The 15,967-nt window shown below is 59.9% G+C and carries 18 protein-coding genes and 1 tRNA gene; 11 read left to right on the top strand and 8 right to left on the bottom strand.

Annotated elements, in window-relative coordinates:
- Window positions 1-383 precede the first annotated feature (383 nt).
- The 6 genes from HBO23_RS20530 to HBO23_RS20555 all read right to left on the bottom strand — a co-directional run bounded on the left by HBO23_RS20530 (window position 384) and on the right by HBO23_RS20555 (window position 4,289).
- Window positions 384-1,058 carry a KilA-N domain-containing protein gene (locus tag HBO23_RS20530; protein WP_170039432.1) on the bottom strand — a complete coding sequence of 225 codons (675 nt, stop codon included), beginning with the start codon at window positions 1,056-1,058 and terminating at the stop codon, window positions 384-386.
- On the bottom strand, window positions 1,055-1,354 hold the full coding sequence (locus tag HBO23_RS20535) for a helix-turn-helix domain-containing protein (RefSeq protein ID WP_170039434.1): 300 nt from the start codon (window positions 1,352-1,354) through the stop codon (window positions 1,055-1,057). The genes HBO23_RS20530 and HBO23_RS20535 overlap by 4 nt, the downstream gene beginning before the upstream one ends.
- Window positions 1,354-1,614: an AlpA family phage regulatory protein gene (locus tag HBO23_RS20540; RefSeq protein WP_170039436.1), complete on the bottom strand. Its 261-nt coding sequence runs from the start codon at window positions 1,612-1,614 to the stop codon at window positions 1,354-1,356. Before HBO23_RS20540 ends, HBO23_RS20535 begins: the two co-directional genes overlap by 1 nt.
- A 132-nt stretch (window positions 1,615-1,746) precedes the next feature.
- Complete coding sequence (locus HBO23_RS20545; RefSeq protein WP_105161461.1) at window positions 1,747-2,628, bottom strand: hypothetical protein; 882 nt, start codon at window positions 2,626-2,628, stop codon at window positions 1,747-1,749.
- 180 nt (window positions 2,629-2,808) lie between these two features.
- Window positions 2,809-4,044, bottom strand: a complete 1,236-nt coding sequence (locus tag HBO23_RS20550; protein ID WP_170039438.1) for a tyrosine-type recombinase/integrase — start codon at window positions 4,042-4,044, stop codon at window positions 2,809-2,811.
- 168 nt (window positions 4,045-4,212) lie between these two features.
- Window positions 4,213-4,289: transfer RNA gene (locus HBO23_RS20555), tRNA-Arg, on the bottom strand.
- Window positions 4,290-4,484: 195 nt separating this feature from the next.
- Here HBO23_RS20555 and HBO23_RS20560 point away from each other — a divergent pair.
- The 11 genes from HBO23_RS20560 to HBO23_RS20610 all read left to right on the top strand — a co-directional run bounded on the left by HBO23_RS20560 (window position 4,485) and on the right by HBO23_RS20610 (window position 13,128).
- The gene (locus HBO23_RS20560) at window positions 4,485-5,201 is read left to right on the top strand and encodes a Crp/Fnr family transcriptional regulator (protein WP_099549558.1); all 717 of its coding nucleotides are present in this window, start codon (window positions 4,485-4,487) and stop codon (window positions 5,199-5,201) included.
- A gap of 87 nt (window positions 5,202-5,288) precedes the next feature.
- Window positions 5,289-5,831 (top strand): sigma factor-like helix-turn-helix DNA-binding protein, encoded by a 543-nt coding sequence (locus tag HBO23_RS20565; protein WP_170039439.1) that lies wholly within the window; start codon window positions 5,289-5,291, stop codon window positions 5,829-5,831.
- A 103-nt stretch (window positions 5,832-5,934) separates the two neighbouring features.
- Entirely contained in the window at window positions 5,935-6,162 is a 228-nt protein-coding gene (locus HBO23_RS20570) for a RebB family R body protein (RefSeq protein ID WP_003187543.1), read from the top strand.
- 18 nt (window positions 6,163-6,180) lie between these two features.
- Window positions 6,181-6,753 (top strand): hypothetical protein, encoded by a 573-nt coding sequence (locus HBO23_RS20575; protein ID WP_099549556.1) that lies wholly within the window; start codon window positions 6,181-6,183, stop codon window positions 6,751-6,753.
- Between the two features lie 82 nt (window positions 6,754-6,835).
- Window positions 6,836-7,462, top strand: coding sequence for a hypothetical protein (locus HBO23_RS20580; protein ID WP_170039440.1), 627 nt, complete (start codon window positions 6,836-6,838; stop codon window positions 7,460-7,462).
- A 40-nt stretch (window positions 7,463-7,502) separates the two neighbouring features.
- On the top strand, window positions 7,503-7,826 hold the full coding sequence (locus tag HBO23_RS20585; RefSeq protein ID WP_138451229.1) for a hypothetical protein: 324 nt from the start codon (window positions 7,503-7,505) through the stop codon (window positions 7,824-7,826).
- A gap of 83 nt (window positions 7,827-7,909) precedes the next feature.
- Window positions 7,910-8,224 carry a RebB family R body protein gene (locus HBO23_RS20590; protein WP_005783676.1) on the top strand — a complete coding sequence of 105 codons (315 nt, stop codon included), beginning with the start codon at window positions 7,910-7,912 and terminating at the stop codon, window positions 8,222-8,224.
- Between the two features lie 50 nt (window positions 8,225-8,274).
- Window positions 8,275-8,589, top strand: a complete 315-nt coding sequence (locus HBO23_RS20595; RefSeq protein WP_003187551.1) for a RebB family R body protein — start codon at window positions 8,275-8,277, stop codon at window positions 8,587-8,589.
- Between the two features lie 294 nt (window positions 8,590-8,883).
- The gene (gene gabD / locus HBO23_RS20600; RefSeq protein ID WP_169986709.1) at window positions 8,884-10,326 is read left to right on the top strand and encodes an NADP-dependent succinate-semialdehyde dehydrogenase; all 1,443 of its coding nucleotides are present in this window, start codon (window positions 8,884-8,886) and stop codon (window positions 10,324-10,326) included.
- 182 nt (window positions 10,327-10,508) lie between these two features.
- On the top strand, window positions 10,509-11,786 hold the full coding sequence (gene gabT, locus HBO23_RS20605; RefSeq protein ID WP_012721619.1) for a 4-aminobutyrate--2-oxoglutarate transaminase: 1,278 nt from the start codon (window positions 10,509-10,511) through the stop codon (window positions 11,784-11,786).
- Between the two features lie 139 nt (window positions 11,787-11,925).
- Window positions 11,926-13,128, top strand: a complete 1,203-nt coding sequence (locus tag HBO23_RS20610) for an HDOD domain-containing protein (RefSeq protein ID WP_099549553.1) — start codon at window positions 11,926-11,928, stop codon at window positions 13,126-13,128.
- Between the two features lie 167 nt (window positions 13,129-13,295).
- Here the strand turns inward: HBO23_RS20610 and HBO23_RS20615 are convergent, their stop codons facing one another.
- Both HBO23_RS20615 and desA read right to left on the bottom strand, forming a co-directional pair.
- Window positions 13,296-14,297, bottom strand: coding sequence for a sensor domain-containing diguanylate cyclase (locus HBO23_RS20615; protein ID WP_020372691.1), 1,002 nt, complete (start codon window positions 14,295-14,297; stop codon window positions 13,296-13,298).
- Between the two features lie 323 nt (window positions 14,298-14,620).
- A complete protein-coding gene (gene desA / locus HBO23_RS20620) occupies window positions 14,621-15,805 on the bottom strand; it encodes a delta-9 fatty acid desaturase DesA (RefSeq protein ID WP_017136693.1) in 1,185 nt (394 codons plus the stop codon).
- Window positions 15,806-15,967 lie beyond the last annotated feature (162 nt).

Here is a 15,967-nt window from a genome sequence, read left to right on the forward strand (position 1 = left end):
GCTCAGGGCCATGCGGCGGTGAGCAAATGCGCGAATTGCGGACGGAATGAGGGCGGACATAGGTGGCGCTCCAAGTTGAATTTTGGAACTGCCACGGTCCTTCCTACGGGATTGGGTGGCAGCCGTGCGTGGGGTAGGAATACCGGGAAACTTGGAACCCGGCCAGGCCGAAGCCTGCCCACACACGGCCGCCATAACACTTAACTGCGGGCGTAAAAAAAGACGCCAGCAATCGTAATGGGGGCGCCTGTGCGCCAAGTTTTCTGTTGGGTTCCTACACCCGATCATGGATTTTGCCATGACTTGGGGCGAACCATACCGATCACTTACGGCGCGTGCAACCAAAGCTATCGACCGTTTATCGCTGATCATGAGCATAGCTGTCATGCGGCACCACTCCTAAGGTGCTTGGCCGTAAGGCTTTGGACGTAGCGCAGTAGGGATGCTTTGCGGGCTGCGAAGTCTTTTCCCTGGCCAATCAGCAGCACGTCGCGGATCTCGATCAAGGTGACCAGCACCAGCTCATGGGCGCTGAGTTCGTCGCGATTGCGGCCGGCGAATTGTCCGGTGATTACCTGGTTGATTAGCTTGGCTTCATTGATGAAGTGGTGGCGCTGGGGAGTTTTACCGTTCTCTTCATAAGCGATTACCAGCGCATCACACAGGCCGCGATAGCCGACGGCCGATTGCTGTCGAGCCTGTTGCCATTTGGCCTGGCCACCACGTACCAGAGCGTCGATCTGCTCGTCGCACCAGATCTCAAATTCCACAGCGAGCCAGCGGGCGAACTTCACTGCCAGCTTTGGGTGCAGCCAGGTGCCGCTGGTGGAGGTGTTGCCACGCCGGGTCTTCACCAGAGTAATGTGTGATTTCCCCACATTACTTTTTTCCATCCGCTCAGACAGCCGCTCGATGTATTCCTTGGTCGAGTCGAGGCGTAACCATTGCGCAGGTTCTTTGCCAAAGCGCTCCGCTATCTCTGTCGCATGGAGCCAGCCATCACCATTGAAGCGCACTGCCTGGCCTTCATAGTCAAAGGGGATGATGCGGGCGCTCATGCTGTCACCCCCGCCGGCGGGTTGGTGCTGAGATAGTAGAGCGCCATGCCCTGGTGAGTGCGCCCTTGATCGTCGGTCAGGGTGAGCCGGTGAGTCAGGATCTTGTGGCCTAGGCCGCGCAGTTCATTGATGCGGGCGCCAGGGCGAACGATGTTCAGTTCGCGGATGGCGGTAAAGGTATCAATCGGGCCAGCTTGCAGGCGCTCCAAAAGGCGAGCGCGCTGTGCCGTTCCGCTGGGATTCTCGACGTGAGTATTTTTGTGGCTGGCCTGTTGGTCGGCCTTTTTTTTGTTCATTAGGCGGCTACCCCGCGCAACGCGATGCGCTGGCGCACCCAGGCGTGGACCTCGGCCAGCACAAAGCCAACTGGGGAACCGCGCGACTTGCTGTTGCTCAGCGGCACAGGGCGGGGGAACGTTGGGTCGTCTTTGAGACGTTTGTAGACGGTGGCACGGGCCAGGCCAGTGATGGCCTCGACCTCGGGAAAGCGAATGATTGTATAGGTAGGGTCGAACTGGGGAGTGGCGGTGCCTTGAATTGGGCTGATATTGCTCATGTCTGTATCCCGTTGTTTATGGCGACGGGATATAGGTTGATTGCCCAGCAATGGAAGCGACAGACCAGCCTGCGCGCAGACTGTACAGTTAGCGCGGATACCGTACTGTATGCGCGCAGAGTGTAAGGGCGGCTAGACTTTTCGTCGCTCGTGATCCGCGACCCACCCATAGAGCGTTCTTTCGGTGACACCGTAGTCTTTGTGTTTGTTTCGGGCGAACGCTGCCCGGCTACTGAAATTCGACCCTGTAGACCTCCAGCAAAGTAAGGCTTTAAATTTACTCTGGCTGGTTTCCTTGTGGCGAGCGCTGGCAGCTAGGCTCGCTGCTAGCGAAACCTTTTGCTTCGCGAGCTCTTCAATGCGTTCGGGAATTCCTTTTTCATTGTCGAGCAGGAAGAATTTGATCCTCTTCCGAACCTCGAGACTGTCCTGTAACTGCTCTGCTCTACAAACGATTTCCATAATATCGACCGCTTCGTTGCCGAGCACCGTCATGCGCGACATGGGCTGGCCAACCCATAAAACAGTAGGCCAGTCCTCACCTTGATATGTCTGAACAGCACGGGTTATCAGCGTCAGCGCCAACACTGCGACATATTCATAAAACTTTGCGTCTGGGAAGTCTTGGTCATCAAGATCGAATTCTTTTAGCGCATCCTCCAACGCTTCAAGCGGCTCGGTATTCTCCTCCGACGGGAAGTCAAGCTCGTCTGGATCGATTCCGCTACGACGCTCCTCAACCAGCTCTCTTAGGCCGTGTTCGGTTCGATCCTCGGAACGCAGATGGCGCAGGACTGCACCGCCGTTTTCTATTTGACGCCGAATCCAAGCCTCTTGCTGTGTGTAAAAATACTCGTTTACAAGCCACTCGATGGTTGATGACGCCACTCTAATTTCGCTCTCGGATCGGCGATCAAGCATGAGCTTCGCGCGCGCCTGCAGGCCACGCAGACGATATATTTCCAGGTAGGGCACTTCATCCGTTATTGCGTCAAACTCTTTGTCAGCGCTCACAATAAACCTTCTTCCAGAAGCTCCCAAATGTAATAGAACGGCTGACCAGGCGGATGGGAAGTCCGCTTTTCACCCCGTTGGGCTAGGCCAGCCAAAACCGTCGCTTGTTCGAGTACTGGCTATTTGAACAGTAATGGCATCCAGTCTATATCTGTCTATGCAGGCAATGGAAGGCCCGCATCAGGCACGCTTGATCGACACGACATTACCCTTGGCTAAGGTGTCTAGATGGTCGGCATACCATTGCATCATTGTGGCGCGCTGGGCCAGGTACTGAGCTTTGTTGTAAACACCCGCTATGCCTTGCTTGATATGCGACAGCTGCGCCTCGATGTGGTTTTCGTCAAACCCGTGCTCGTTCAGAATTGTCGAGGCGATATGACGGAAACCGTGCCCGGTCTGGCGGCCTTCGTAGCCGAGGCGACGTAGAGCCATCAGAAAGACCGTGTTGCTGCGGGGCTTAGTGGTGTCGCTTCGACCAGGGAACAACATCGGGTAGGCACCAGTGAGCACCTGCAGATTTCGCAGAAGCTCGACTGCCTGGATTGGCAGCGGCACCAGGTGTTCGCGTCGGCGTTTCATGCGCTCGGCCGGGATCGACCACAGAGCTTTATTTAGATTGAATTCCGACCATCGAGCTTCGCGCAGTTCAGAAGGTCGACAGGCGAGCATGGAAAGTAGGTGCAAGCCGATCCGCACGTCAGCGGTTCCGTATGCCCTGATTGCGCGTAAGAGAGCCGGAAGCTCTTCAAGGGATACATGGGCATAGTTCTCGGCCGGCTTGGTTAGCAGGAATTTATGCAGCCCCTCCAAAGGGTTGTGAGTGGCTCGGCCTGTTACTCGGGCCAGGTCGTAAATCTCCCGGCACATGCCGCGTACGCGGCTGGTCTGTTCAATGATGCCCTTTTGTTCCATGGAACGTAGGAACTCCATCCACTCCATGGGCAGGATCTCACGATAGATACGCTTACCGAATACCGGGAAGACGTGAAGTTCGAGCGCGCCAATCATTCGCACGGCGGTACCGGCAGTCCAGCTCAAGCGCTTGGAAGCGTACCATTCCCGCGCCAGCGCTTCGAAGGTCTGGCTAGAGGCTTCAGCCTCTGCGGTCTTTCTGGCTCGCTTGGTGGCAAGGGGGTCTCCGCCCTTGGCGGCGTCCTCTCTCAGCACAGCCGCCTTCTGTCGGGCCTGTGAGCCGGATAACTGGTGGTCGCCCGTGCCATAGCCGCCCAAGCCAAGCCATGACCACTTGCCGTCTGGCTTCTTGTAGCGCAATTGCCAAGACTTGTTACCGTCTGGGCGCACTCGCAGATACAGAGCGTTTCCGTCCAGCTCCCGGTATTCCTTGGCTTCAGGCTCCAGGGTGGCTAGCACGGTGTCGGCTAAAGGGCGGCGTTTTATCTCGCTGCGCTTCATGTTTCTTGTACCCCTCAGTTTCAATTATTTTAAAAGGTACATGAAGGGGTACACGAAGGGAAGATATAGGGAGAGGCAAGGAGAGATAGCCAGAAACAAGAAAGCCCGCACTAGGCGGGCTTCTTGAGGTGATTCGTAGACTGTCTGAGACAGGTCTAAACAGCTATATGGTGCACCCGGCGGGATTCGAACCCACGACCCCTGCCTTCGGAGGGCAGTACTCTATCCAGCTGAGCTACGGATGCTTGTGCGGGCGACATCATACCCATGTCGCCCTGATGCGTCCATTCCAGCGTTTTAGCCGGTAACTGTCGGCCGTTTCCCACCCAAAATGGCTAATCGCCACTCTCATTCACAACTCCCCGCGCCGCACGTCCCTTTGTTTGCTTTGCTCTTGTGGCTTTAAGCCGCTTCCAAGCCGCAATTCCCCAGGTGAACGCATGCATTCCAAAGGAACCGTGATGCTCGATCTCCCGTTGAGACAAACCCTGTTGGCCCGCTCCGATTTGTTTCGAGGTATGCCGGAGCACCTCTTGCGCTACGTTGCCACCCATATGGTGGAGCGCCTGCTGGATGATCGTGAACTGCTGTATTTCAAGGACGACAGCCTCGAATTTATTGCTTTGGTGGTTGAGGGGCGGATTTATTCGGTGGTGCATGGGCCGGACGGCCGGGAGCAGATTATCGGCAGTACCGGGGCCGGGCAGGTGGTGGGGGAGACGGCGTTGATCAAGGATCATGGGCGCGAGTCTTCCACCTTTGCCAGTGGCCCCACGCGGCTGTTGCAACTGGGTAGCCGGCATTTTGGTGTGCTGTTTGAGGAGCCGGTGTTTTTGCGGCGCTTGTTGATGCTGATGATGCTGCGCTTGCTGCAGGCCATCGAGTTGCTGGAGTTGGTGTGCCTGCATCGGTTGGAGTCGCGGTTGGCGCGGTTTCTGTTGGCCAACCTGGGCGATATCGACCTGGCGCTGGCCATGCCGAGTGTCTCTTTGCCCGCCAGCCAGGGGGTGTTGGCGTCGATGCTTAACACCAGCCGTCCCAAGCTCAATGTGCAGCTGCAATTGTGGCGCCGCAGTGGGCTGATCAGCGGCAATCTGGAGCGCATGGTGATCAACGATCTCGAGCATTTGCGGCGCAAGGCCTTTGCCTTGAATTAGTCGTTGCAGTGTTCCGCAGGTAACAGCGCACCCCTGTCCCGCGCTTGCAGACTGGCCCTTCATCAAGGATGCACAGGAGTGCTGGCGATGGGGATGACTGTTCAGTTCAAGGATCAATGGGCCGCCGAGGACCGTTTGTTCGAAGCGAGTTGGCGCGCCGTGCAGGGCGAACTCAAGCGGCGCGCGTTGCGGCGGGCCAAGGGCAATCTGGATCAGGGCCAGGAATGGTTGTCGGCCACGGCGATCAAGGCCCTGCTGTTCTTTCGGCGCTCGCCGGAGCGCATTCGCGACCCTCAGGGGTTTCTGTTTCTGGTACTCGACCACGTGTTTCTCGACAGCTTGCGACGCAGCAAGCGCGAGGAGCGGCTGCTCGATGATTCGGTGGACCTTGAGCACGATCACCTGGCCGCGCTCGCCGCGCCCTGCGCTTCGGTGCTGGAGCGGGTGGAGTGTTACGAGCGCCTGGAGCTGATCGAGGCGCAGGTGGCGCGGTTGCCGGTGTTGCAGCAGCGCTTGTTTGAGATGCGCTTTGTGGATGACCTGCCGTATCCGCAGATCGCTGCCGCGTTGCAGGTCACGCTGCCACTTGTGCGCAAGCGTGTGCAACTGCTGCGCAACGCCTTGCGCTGAATTTGATTCACACACGCCGGCGCGGGGCGTTCTAGTTGTATGAGCGCGTCCTGCCGCCACTACCCACGCCCAACCCTGGGTGAATGCCATCAAGGAGAGATGTATGACAGAGGTCAACAGCCAGATCACCGACGCGGTCACCCAAACCAACGTCAAAGTGGTGGCAGAAGCACCGGCCCAGGCCATCGCGTCGCTGTATCAGGTGGCGAGCAGTGCGGCGGGCCTGTCGTTGCAGAACGCGGTCAACAGCCAACAGGCGATGAACCAGATTTCGAATGCGGTGATCTCCAAGGCCGTGGCGCTGATCATGCAGATTGGCGAGAAGGGCTAAGCCCTCGGGAGATCGATTATGTCGTGGTTCAGTAGAAAGAAACCCGCCGCCCCGCAAGCAACGCCCGCCGCCGACCCACCTGCGCCGGCACCCGCCGCACCGGCCTCGCGCTCGATCATGGCGCGCATGAACGAGCACCTGCTCAACCAGGCGAGCACGCCGTCGCCCGACAGCACCGCGGCCCTCAACAGCCAGATCGTGCAGGCGGTGCAGTTCACCAACTCGCAGAACTTTGCCTATGCGCCGGCGCAGATTGCGGTGCCGGCCGACATGATGATCAGCCAGGCGGCCGGCCTGGTGGCGCAGGCGGCGGCGGGGTATTTCGACGGGGTCAGCAAGATCGCCCTGGCAGCCCAGGCCGTGCTGCTCCAGCAAATGACCGAGAACATCGTCAAGGACAACCTGCCGGCCGCTGCCGAAGACGCCTTGGGTGCCTTGGCCACCGACTTGCTGGTGGGCGCCGCTGCCGCCGTGGCCGCCGCCGCGGGTGCCATGGAAGCCGAAGCCGCCAGCGTGGCCATCGACAAGATCGACCAGAGCATCGCCAAGTACGCCGACACCTTGGCCAACCGGGCTGCGCCAGCGGCCTGAACCGAGCACAACGTTCCAGGGTTCTTCTGGAACGGTGCAACAGCAACTTGAAAGCAACTTTTCTTAAGTGAGGAGCGACATCATGCAGCCTGGAGATATTATTTTTTCGGTGAAGCAAGAAGATGACAGCGCGACGCGCGCGTTCATTCGCGCGGGCCAGTTGGTCAAGGCCAAGGTGTTTTCCCAGGACACGACGTTCCTGAATGTGGTTCATCCGGCGATTGCGGTGAGCGACACCCAGGTGATTGAAAGCGTGGGTGAGGGGCTGTCGCTGACTGACCTCAGCCTTGAAAAGCCCCCGCGTTCGGCGATGGTCTTCTCTTGCGTGAGCAGTGAGTTGGGCGAGGCGGCAGTCGTGGCGGCCAAGCAGTTCTACTTCGACAAGATCAGCGGCGATATCCATGGCCGTTACAGCGTGTGGAACGCGATGATTTCTGCATTCCGGCGCTGGGCCTCCAACACCAGCCTGGTCGAGCGCATCAACGAGTCGGTGGCGATTGGCAGCAGCTCGTTCTGTTCCCAGTTCGCGGCCAACTGCTATGAAGTCGGCAACCTCTATAACTCGGCCAACCTGCTGCCGCCGCCGCCGGCGATTTTCGGCAGCCAACCCAGCGCCATTACCCCTGCGGAGTTGGCGACGTTCTGTGATGCCTCGGCGTATTTCTACTTCTCGGGCTTCTGGCAGGACAACGTCGAGGTGCGGCTTTAGCGGCCCTTCAGCCAGCAACGTAGTACCCAAGGAGGCCGTCATGGCTCACCCAGCCACACCCTCAGTGCTGTCCAGCGATGATCGCCTGCGGCTGGAAGCGATGCTGCGCAACCCGCAGATCTTCGCCGGAACGCCCCAGGCCATCGTCGACGAAACCCTCAAGCGCGCCAGCCAGGTGCTTGAGCAGTCCAAGGCCAATGAGCAAGCGCTCAAGGCTGCCGCCGAGCAGCGTGAGGCGGCGCTACGCCAAGTGTTGGACGGCGCGGCCCCGGACAAGGACGCGCAACGCAAGGAAGTGCAGGCCCTGATCCAGGGTTTGATTACGCAGATTGAAGCGGCGCTGGGCCCAACTGCGAAACCTTGAGCTCGCGCGTTTCACAGCGCCTGTTTGGCAACGTTCATTCATGAACACGGAATGCACCGTGTACCCCTATAAGGAAATTGATCATGGCATTTGTTAACGAGCAAATTACCGACGCGGTCACCCAGACCAACGTCAAAGTGGTGGCCGAATCGCCGGCGATGGCGATGAGCACTATCTATCAATCCATGGCGCAGGCCACGGCGATTCTGTTCCAGAACGCTGTGTCGGCCCAGCAGCAGCAAAACACCCTGGCCCAGGCGGCCACCAACCAGGGCGTCATGCAGATCTACAGCGTCGATACCACCGCCGGTGCGGCGGCCACCGAAAAAGTCGCCCAAGGCGGCGTCTCGGATAACCTCACCAGCCTGTTGACTGTGCTCAAGTCCTTCCAGCCTTAAGCACTCAGCGATAACGGATGTTGTTCTTTCTCACACCAGGAGTTTCAACCATGAGCACAGTCAGCCCGCAAATCACCGATGCCGTCACCCAGACCAACGTCAAGGTCGTTGCCGAATCGCCAGCGATGGCCATGAGCACGATCTATCAATCCATGGGCCAGGCCACGGCGATCCTGTTCCAGAACTCGGTCTCGGCCCAACAGCAACAAAACACCCTGGCCCAGGCCGCCACCAACCAAGGCGTGATGCAGATCTACAGCGTCGACACCACCGCTGGCGCTGCGGCCACCGAAAAAGTCGCCCAAGGTGGCGTGGCCGACAACTTGACCAGCCTGTTGGCCGTGCTCAAGTCGTTCCAACCGTAAGTTGCAAGGCCCAACAGCCCCGGCGCCCACAAGGCACCGGGGCTGTTGTCGTTTGTGCGCTTGATCTGAAAGATGCATCAAATGCGCCGTTTTCGTTCTTTTTTTCGAACAGACTATTGCCCTGTACCCCCATTGATCCTAGGATTCGTTTGAGATTTCAAACGCTCTGTCTCCCGTGCGCTATTTCACTTATCTCGCGTGCTGGGGCTGATTTCCCTGACGGCAGCCCACAAGGCGCCTTTCAACAACTCTAATTCGCTCCGCGTGCGCGCGGTGCTGTTAAGGAAAGCCGACATGCAGCTCAAAGATACCCAGTTGTTCCGCCAACAAGCCTTTATCGATGGCGCTTGGGTCGATGCGGACAACGGTCAAACCATCAAGGTCAACAACCCGGCCACGGGCGAAATTCTCGGCACCGTGCCGAAGATGGGCGCGGCTGAAACCCGCCGCGCCATCGAAGCCGCCGACAAGGCCCTGCCGGCCTGGCGTGCACTCACCGCCAAGGACCGCGCCAACAAGCTGCGTCGCTGGTTTGAGCTGATCATCGAGAACCAGGACGACCTGGCGCGCCTGATGACCCTGGAGCAGGGCAAGCCGCTGGCCGAAGCCAAAGGCGAAATCGTCTACGCCGCTTCGTTTATCGAGTGGTTCGCCGAAGAGGCCAAGCGCATCTACGGTGATGTGATTCCTGGCCACCAGCCGGACAAGCGCCTGATCGTGATCAAACAACCGATCGGCGTTACCGCGGCCATCACGCCGTGGAACTTCCCGGCCGCGATGATCACCCGTAAAGCCGGCCCAGCGCTGGCCGCCGGTTGCACCATGGTGCTCAAGCCGGCCTCGCAAACCCCGTACTCGGCGTTCGCCCTGGCTGAACTGGCCCAGCGCGCGGGCATTCCAAAAGGCGTGTTCAGCGTGGTTTCCGGCAGCGCCGGTGATATCGGCAGCGAGCTGACCAGCAACCCGATCGTGCGTAAATTGTCCTTCACCGGCTCCACCGAAATCGGTCGCCAGCTGATGGCCGAATGCGCCAAGGACATCAAGAAAGTCTCGCTGGAGCTGGGCGGCAACGCGCCGTTTATCGTGTTCGACGACGCCGACCTCGATAAGGCCGTCGAAGGCGCGATCATCTCCAAGTACCGCAACAACGGCCAGACCTGCGTGTGTGCCAACCGCCTGTACATCCAGGATTCGGTGTACGACGCGTTCGCCGAAAAACTCAAAGTGGCCGTGGCCAAACTCAAGATCGGTAACGGTCTGGAAGAAGGCACCACCACTGGCCCGCTGATCGACGAAAAAGCCGTGGCCAAGGTTCAGGAGCACATCGCCGATGCCCTGAGCAAAGGTGCCAAGCTGTTGGCCGGTGGCAAGGTGATGGAAGGCAACTTCTTTGAGCCGACCATTCTGGTCAACGTGCCCAAAGACGCTGCTGTTGCCAAGGAAGAAACCTTCGGCCCACTGGCGCCGCTGTTCCGCTTCAAAGACGAAGCCGAAGTGATCGCGATGTCCAATGACACCGAGTTCGGCCTGGCTTCCTACTTCTACGCGCGCGACCTGGGCCGTGTGTTCCGTGTGGCCGAAGCCCTGGAATACGGCATGGTTGGCGTCAACACCGGGTTGATCTCCAACGAAGTGGCGCCGTTCGGCGGCATCAAGGCTTCGGGCCTGGGCCGTGAAGGCTCCAAGTACGGGATCGAGGATTACCTGGAAATCAAATACCTCTGCCTGGGCATCTAAGCTCGGCACGGGATTGCAGTAAACGCAGAGGGCACGAGAGCGCTGACCCTTTGCGTGTTTGAAGACGTTATTCGTAGTGGCCGGGAAAGCTGTGGCAGTCGATCATCGCATGCTGCCGTAGTTGCCTCCCCGCCACGTATTCCTTGGACCACGCCACCCGATGAGTGGCGAATGAGGACTTTATGAGCAAGACCAACGCATCCCTGATGAAACGCCGCGAAGCCGCTGTACCGCGCGGTGTTGGCCAGATTCACCCGATCTTCGCCGAATCCGCGAAGAACGCCACCGTGACCGACGTTGAAGGTCGCGAGTTCATCGACTTCGCTGGCGGTATCGCCGTGCTGAACACCGGCCACGTGCACCCGAAAATCATCGCCGCCGTGACCGAGCAACTGAACAAGCTGACTCACACCTGCTTCCAGGTGCTGGCTTACGAGCCTTACGTGGAGCTGTGCGAAAAGATCAACGCCAAGGTGCCAGGTGATTTCGCCAAGAAAACCCTGCTGGTCACCACCGGTTCCGAAGCGGTCGAAAACGCCGTGAAAATCGCCCGCGCCGCCACTGGCCGTGCTGGCGTAATCGCGTTTACCGGCGCTTACCACGGCCGCACCATGATGACCTTGGGCCTCACTGGTAAAGTCGTGCCGTACTCGGCCGGCATGGGCCTGATGCCAGGCGGGGTGTTCCGCGCACTGTTCCCGAACGAACTGCACGGCGTGAGCGATGATGACGCTATCGCCAGCATCGAACGCATCTTCAAAAACGATGCCGAGCCGCGTGATATCGCTGCCATCATCATCGAGCCGGTGCAGGGCGAAGGCGGTTTCTACGTCGCGCCTAAATCCTTCATGAAGCGCCTGCGCGAACTGTGCGACAAGCACGGCATCCTGCTGATCGCCGACGAAGTGCAAACCGGTGCCGGGCGTACCGGTACGTTCTTCGCCATGGAACAGATGGGCGTGGCTGCCGACCTGACCACCTTCGCCAAATCCATCGCTGGCGGCTTCCCGCTGGCCGGTGTGTGCGGCAAGGCTGAATACATGGACGCCATTGCGCCAGGCGGCCTGGGCGGCACTTATGCCGGTAGCCCGATTGCTTGCGCTGCTGCGCTGGCGGTGATGGAAGTGTTCGAAGAAGAGCACCTGCTGGACCGCTGCAAGGCGGTTGGCGAGCGCTTGGTGACGGGCCTCAAAGCCATTCAAGCCAAGTACCCGGTGATCGGCGAAGTGCGTGCCCTGGGCGCGATGATCGCGGTTGAGCTGTTCGAAGATGGCGACAGCCACAAGCCAAACGCCGCTGCCGTAGCTTCCGTGGTGGCCAAGGCGCGTGACAAGGGCCTGATCCTGCTGTCTTGCGGCACTTACGGCAACGTGTTGCGCGTACTGGTCCCGCTGACCTCGCCGGACGAGCAGTTGGACAAAGGCTTGGCGATCATCGAAGAGTGCTTCTCCGAGCTGTAAGCGGAGGCTGACTTGATCGACAGAAAAAACCCGCCTCGGCGGGTTTTTTTGTGCCCGCTGCAGCACATTCAGGCCATGTTCATTGTACGCAGGCGGCGTGATTGTCTAAGGTGCAAGTATTGCCGATGGAGCGTGCTGGATGACTGCTGTTGATTTACCCGCTGTACCCCGCGTGTTAATTGCCGAGGCGGACCCTTGGTCGCGGGACCTGCTCAAGCAAGTGTTGTTGAATGTGCGCTGCGACGCGCGGCTGGATGTGTGTGCCGATGGCCAGGAAGCGGCCACGCTGTTGCGAGACAAAACCTATGACCTGATCCTGGCGGATTGGGAGCTGCCGGGCGTCGATGGCCTGAGCCTGCTGCGCAGCGTGCGCCAGAAGCGCCGTTCGCTGCCGTTTATTCTGCTGAGCAGTCGCAATGACAGCGCCAGCGTGCGCGAAGCCTTGCCCCTGGCGCCCACGGCGTATCTGACCAAACCCCTGAACATGGAAGGCCTGACCCAGCGCCTGCAAGACCTGCTGCTCGATGAAGGCGAAAGTGTGTATTGCGAGATACCGCCGCTGGCGCCCGGTATGGCCTTGCCAGTGTTCCTGGAACGCCGCCGCGACGTCTGTGATGGTGCGCCGCTGCGGGTCGATGTGAAAGCCGCCGTGCAACACAGCCTGGCGCCGGACGGCCTGGACCTCAAGCAACTGGAAGATCAGGTAAAAACCGACCCGCAAATCACCGCTGTGCTGATCGCCGCCGCCAACAGCGCCGGCCATCACGGCACGCCGGTACAGACCCTGGCCGCTGCACTGCAAAAGCTCGCCGCCGGGCAGAGCATGAACCTGATCCTGGGCCTGGCGCTCAAGCACAACGTGGTGCTGGGTGACCCGGCGTTGGTGGCCTACGCCGAGCGCCACTGGCAGCTGTCCCAGGACACCGCCGACTACGGCCGCCGCCTGGCGCGCATGCTCGAACTGGACCACGAACGTTGCTACTGCGCGGGCATTCTGCATCGGCTGGGTGACTTGGCGTTGTTACGCTGCCTGGAAGACTGGCGCCTGGGTGGCGGGGCGCTGGATGACGAGGCAATCGGTGAGTCCCTCGACACCTTTGGCGCCGCCTATGGCTCGGCGTTGCGCACGCGCTGGCGCTTGCCGCTGGAGTTGCGGCAGTTGATTGCGGCGACCTATTCACTCGAGGGTGGGGTGTATTCGCGCGACGCGCTGGTGGTGAACCTGGCGGCGCAAATGGCGCGTCTGACCGAGCATGAAGGGTTGGAAGCGCTGGCCAAGAGCAAGACGGCCAGGTTACTCAAGGTGGGCTTGTCGGAGCTGACGCGGGTGCGCAAAACCTAGCGGGCAACGAAGTTCAGGTCTGGGAGCGGGCTTGTGTGGGAGCCGGGCTTGCCCGCGATAGCATCAACTCGGTACCCCTGATAGACCGAGGTGCCGGCATCGCAGGCAAGCCAGCTCCCACACAAGCCAGCTCCCAACCAGGCCGGTTCCCATTGGTTGATCGAGTTCTAGCCCTCTATGACGCGGTTTTTGCCTTGGCGCTTGGCCTCGTACATGGCGGCATCGGCCCGTGCGAAAAGGCTGTCCAGGGTTGAGTCGTCTTCACGCAGGTTGGCCAGGCCTTGGCTGACGGTCACGGTAAACTCCCGGCCTTCATAGCTGAAACTCAGGGCCTGGATTTCCTTGCCGAGCCGTTCGGCTACCTGCAACGCCATGTGCGGCGCACAGCCAGGCAGTACCGCAGCGAACTCTTCGCCGCCAATGCGCCCGAACAGGTCGCCACGGCGCAGCACGCCGCGACCGCTCTCGGCGATACGCCGCAGCACCTGGTCGCCTTCCAGGTGGCCGTAGCTGTCGTTGACGTCTTTGAAGTCATCGATGTCCAGCAGCAGGAACGCCAGCGGGGCGCTTTGGGCGCAGGCGCTGTCGAACGCCTGGTTGGCGCATTCGAAAAAGTGCCTGCGGTTGCTGCTTTGGGTCAGCACATCAGTGGTGGCGAGTCGGTGCAGCTCCAACTCCATGTGCTTTTTTTCGGTGATGTCTTCGGCCATGCCCACCACAATCAACGGCTTGCCGGGTTCGACTTGTTGGTTGATATAGCACTTGTCGCTCAGCCAGCGAATCTGCCCGTCGGCGGTGATGATGCGGTACTCGCGGTCCTCCACGGCGCCGTCTTCCAGCACCCGGGCCAGGCTGTGTTCGGCGTAGTCGAGGTCTTCGGGGTGAATGCTGTTGCGCCATTCGCGGTGGTCGGCGAGCAACAAACCAGCGGATCGGCCGAACACCCGCTCGTAGGCCGGGCTCACGTACAACACACGCCGGGTTTCCCAATCGATGGCCCACAGCACGGCATTCACGCTGACCAACAGTGAACTGAGCAGTTGTTCACGCTCACTCAGCCGTTCGACTTCACCTTGGGCATGCATCAGCGCCAGCAGGGTGGCCGCCGCAGCCGGGCGTGGGTGCTCAGCGACGGGCGCATCGGTTGAATAAGGCTTTTCGGGAACCATCGGCACAACTCTCTCTGGGCTCGCCGCAGGATGGAGCAGCGGTCAGTGCAAGGGCCACCATGATGGCGAAGTGTTCCTTGAGAGAGGGGATTTGCGGTGAAGTTCCGTGAACGGGCTGACTAAGAAATGGCGTCAGAAACCAGTATGCCGAGCGCGGGCTTACTGTGGCGAGCGGGCTTGCCCCGCGTTGGGGCGCGCAGCGGCCCCAATAAAAACACCGCGTTCTGCCAGGCAGGGCGCGGTGTTTGGTTTCAGGGCTGCTTCGCAGCCCAACGCAGGGCAAGCCTGCTCGCCACAGCAAGCCCGCTCACCACTAGACCGTGTCAGACCGCTGCAGGGCGCAGCGAGTAGGTCTTCAGTTGGTGGGCAAAATCGCGCAGGGACTGAATGCCGCTGGCCTCCGCCTCATGCACCCATTCCTTGATCGCGGCCAGCATGTCGTGGCCATTGGTGCTGGTCTTCAGCCAGATCTGCTGCAGCGCCAGGCGCTTCTCGTAGATCACTGTCAGCGCGTGGCTGTGTTCGAGCATGCTCTGGATGCGCACGTGGTGGCGGTCATCCAGCAGGCTGGTTTCACGTGACAACAGGCGCTTGGCGCGGTGGAACTGGTGGCGTACCGAATGATCGACCTTTTCCAGCTCCTGCTTGACCAGTGGGCCAATCACCAACTTGCGGTACTGGGCCATGATCTGGAAGCGGTTGTTGAGGATCGCCATGGCGGTGTCCATGTCCAGGTGGCCTTTGCCTTCCACGCGGTGCGCGATCGGCGCGACGCGCTGCACCTTGGCCAGGCGCAGGAAGCTGAACACTTTGATCCACGCCCAACCCAGGTCGAACTCCCACTTCTTCACCGACAGCTTGGCCGAGTTCGGGTAAGTGTGGTGGTTGTTGTGCAGCTCTTCGCCGCCAACAATGATGCCCCACGGCACCAGGTTGGTGGCGGCGTCACGGCACTCAAAGTTGCGATAACCGACCGCATGGCCAAGGCCGTTGATCACACCGGCGGCCCAGAACGGGATCCACATCATCTGGATCGCCCAGATGGTGATGCCAATGGTGCCGAACAGCAGCAGGTCGATGACCCCCATGATCGCCACGCCCAGCAGCGGGTATGGCGTATAGATTTTGCGTTCGATCCAGTCGTCCGGGCAGTTTTTGCCGTAGATGCGCAGGGTCTCGGGGTTCTCGGCCTCGGCGCGGTACAGCTCGGCGCCTTTGCGCAGCACGGTGGACAAACCCTTGATGACCGGGCTGTGCGGGTCGTCGACGGTTTCGCACTTGGCGTGGTGCTTGCGGTGGATGGCGGTCCACTCGCGGGTGTTCTGCGCCGTGGTCAGCCACAGCCAGAAGCGGAAGAAGTGTTTCAGGCCGGCATTGAGCTCCAGGGAGCGATGGGCTGAATAACGGTGCAGATAGACCGTGACCCCAACAATGGTCACGTGGGTCATCAACAGCGTGACTGCCACCAGTTGCCAGGCTGACAGGTCAAGAAAACCGTTGTACCACATAGGCTGTATGGCCCTCAGATAAAGAAAAAAACAGCTCACGCATTATCACTAAGCCTACAGAGAAAACCAGCCGCCCTTTCAGATAGGAGTGACTGGATGTTTCTTATTCTATAATCCGCAGCGTTTGTAGGGCGATTTTGTTTTTTGGGTAAGGATTACTGA

Origin of the sequence: Pseudomonas sp. WS 5532, from assembly GCF_012985445.1 — a bacterium.
GTDB classification, from domain to species: Bacteria; Pseudomonadota; Gammaproteobacteria; order Pseudomonadales; family Pseudomonadaceae; genus Aquipseudomonas; species Aquipseudomonas edaphica.

What these genes read in the sequence shown, in the direction of transcription:
- HBO23_RS20560 (WP_099549558.1), top strand. Translation starts at nt 4,485, where the DNA reads ATGCATTCCAAAGGAACCGTGATGCTCGATCTCCCGTTGAGACAAACC.
- HBO23_RS20595 (WP_003187551.1), top strand. Translation starts at nt 8,275, where the DNA reads ATGAGCACAGTCAGCCCGCAAATCACCGATGCCGTCACCCAGACCAAC.
- HBO23_RS20610 (WP_099549553.1), top strand. Translation starts at nt 11,926, where the DNA reads ATGACTGCTGTTGATTTACCCGCTGTACCCCGCGTGTTAATTGCCGAG.
- HBO23_RS20580 (WP_170039440.1), top strand. Translation starts at nt 6,836, where the DNA reads ATGCAGCCTGGAGATATTATTTTTTCGGTGAAGCAAGAAGATGACAGC.
- HBO23_RS20540 (WP_170039436.1), bottom strand. Translation starts at nt 1,614, where the DNA reads ATGAGCAATATCAGCCCAATTCAAGGCACCGCCACTCCCCAGTTCGAC.
- desA (WP_017136693.1), bottom strand. Translation starts at nt 15,805, where the DNA reads ATGTGGTACAACGGTTTTCTTGACCTGTCAGCCTGGCAACTGGTGGCA.
- HBO23_RS20530 (WP_170039432.1), bottom strand. Translation starts at nt 1,058, where the DNA reads ATGAGCGCCCGCATCATCCCCTTTGACTATGAAGGCCAGGCAGTGCGC.
- HBO23_RS20565 (WP_170039439.1), top strand. Translation starts at nt 5,289, where the DNA reads ATGGGGATGACTGTTCAGTTCAAGGATCAATGGGCCGCCGAGGACCGT.
- HBO23_RS20575 (WP_099549556.1), top strand. Translation starts at nt 6,181, where the DNA reads ATGTCGTGGTTCAGTAGAAAGAAACCCGCCGCCCCGCAAGCAACGCCC.
- HBO23_RS20590 (WP_005783676.1), top strand. Translation starts at nt 7,910, where the DNA reads ATGGCATTTGTTAACGAGCAAATTACCGACGCGGTCACCCAGACCAAC.
- HBO23_RS20615 (WP_020372691.1), bottom strand. Translation starts at nt 14,297, where the DNA reads ATGGTTCCCGAAAAGCCTTATTCAACCGATGCGCCCGTCGCTGAGCAC.
- HBO23_RS20550 (WP_170039438.1), bottom strand. Translation starts at nt 4,044, where the DNA reads ATGAAGCGCAGCGAGATAAAACGCCGCCCTTTAGCCGACACCGTGCTA.
- gabD (WP_169986709.1), top strand. Translation starts at nt 8,884, where the DNA reads ATGCAGCTCAAAGATACCCAGTTGTTCCGCCAACAAGCCTTTATCGAT.
- HBO23_RS20585 (WP_138451229.1), top strand. Translation starts at nt 7,503, where the DNA reads ATGGCTCACCCAGCCACACCCTCAGTGCTGTCCAGCGATGATCGCCTG.
- HBO23_RS20570 (WP_003187543.1), top strand. Translation starts at nt 5,935, where the DNA reads ATGACAGAGGTCAACAGCCAGATCACCGACGCGGTCACCCAAACCAAC.
- gabT (WP_012721619.1), top strand. Translation starts at nt 10,509, where the DNA reads ATGAGCAAGACCAACGCATCCCTGATGAAACGCCGCGAAGCCGCTGTA.
- HBO23_RS20535 (WP_170039434.1), bottom strand. Translation starts at nt 1,354, where the DNA reads ATGAACAAAAAAAAGGCCGACCAACAGGCCAGCCACAAAAATACTCAC.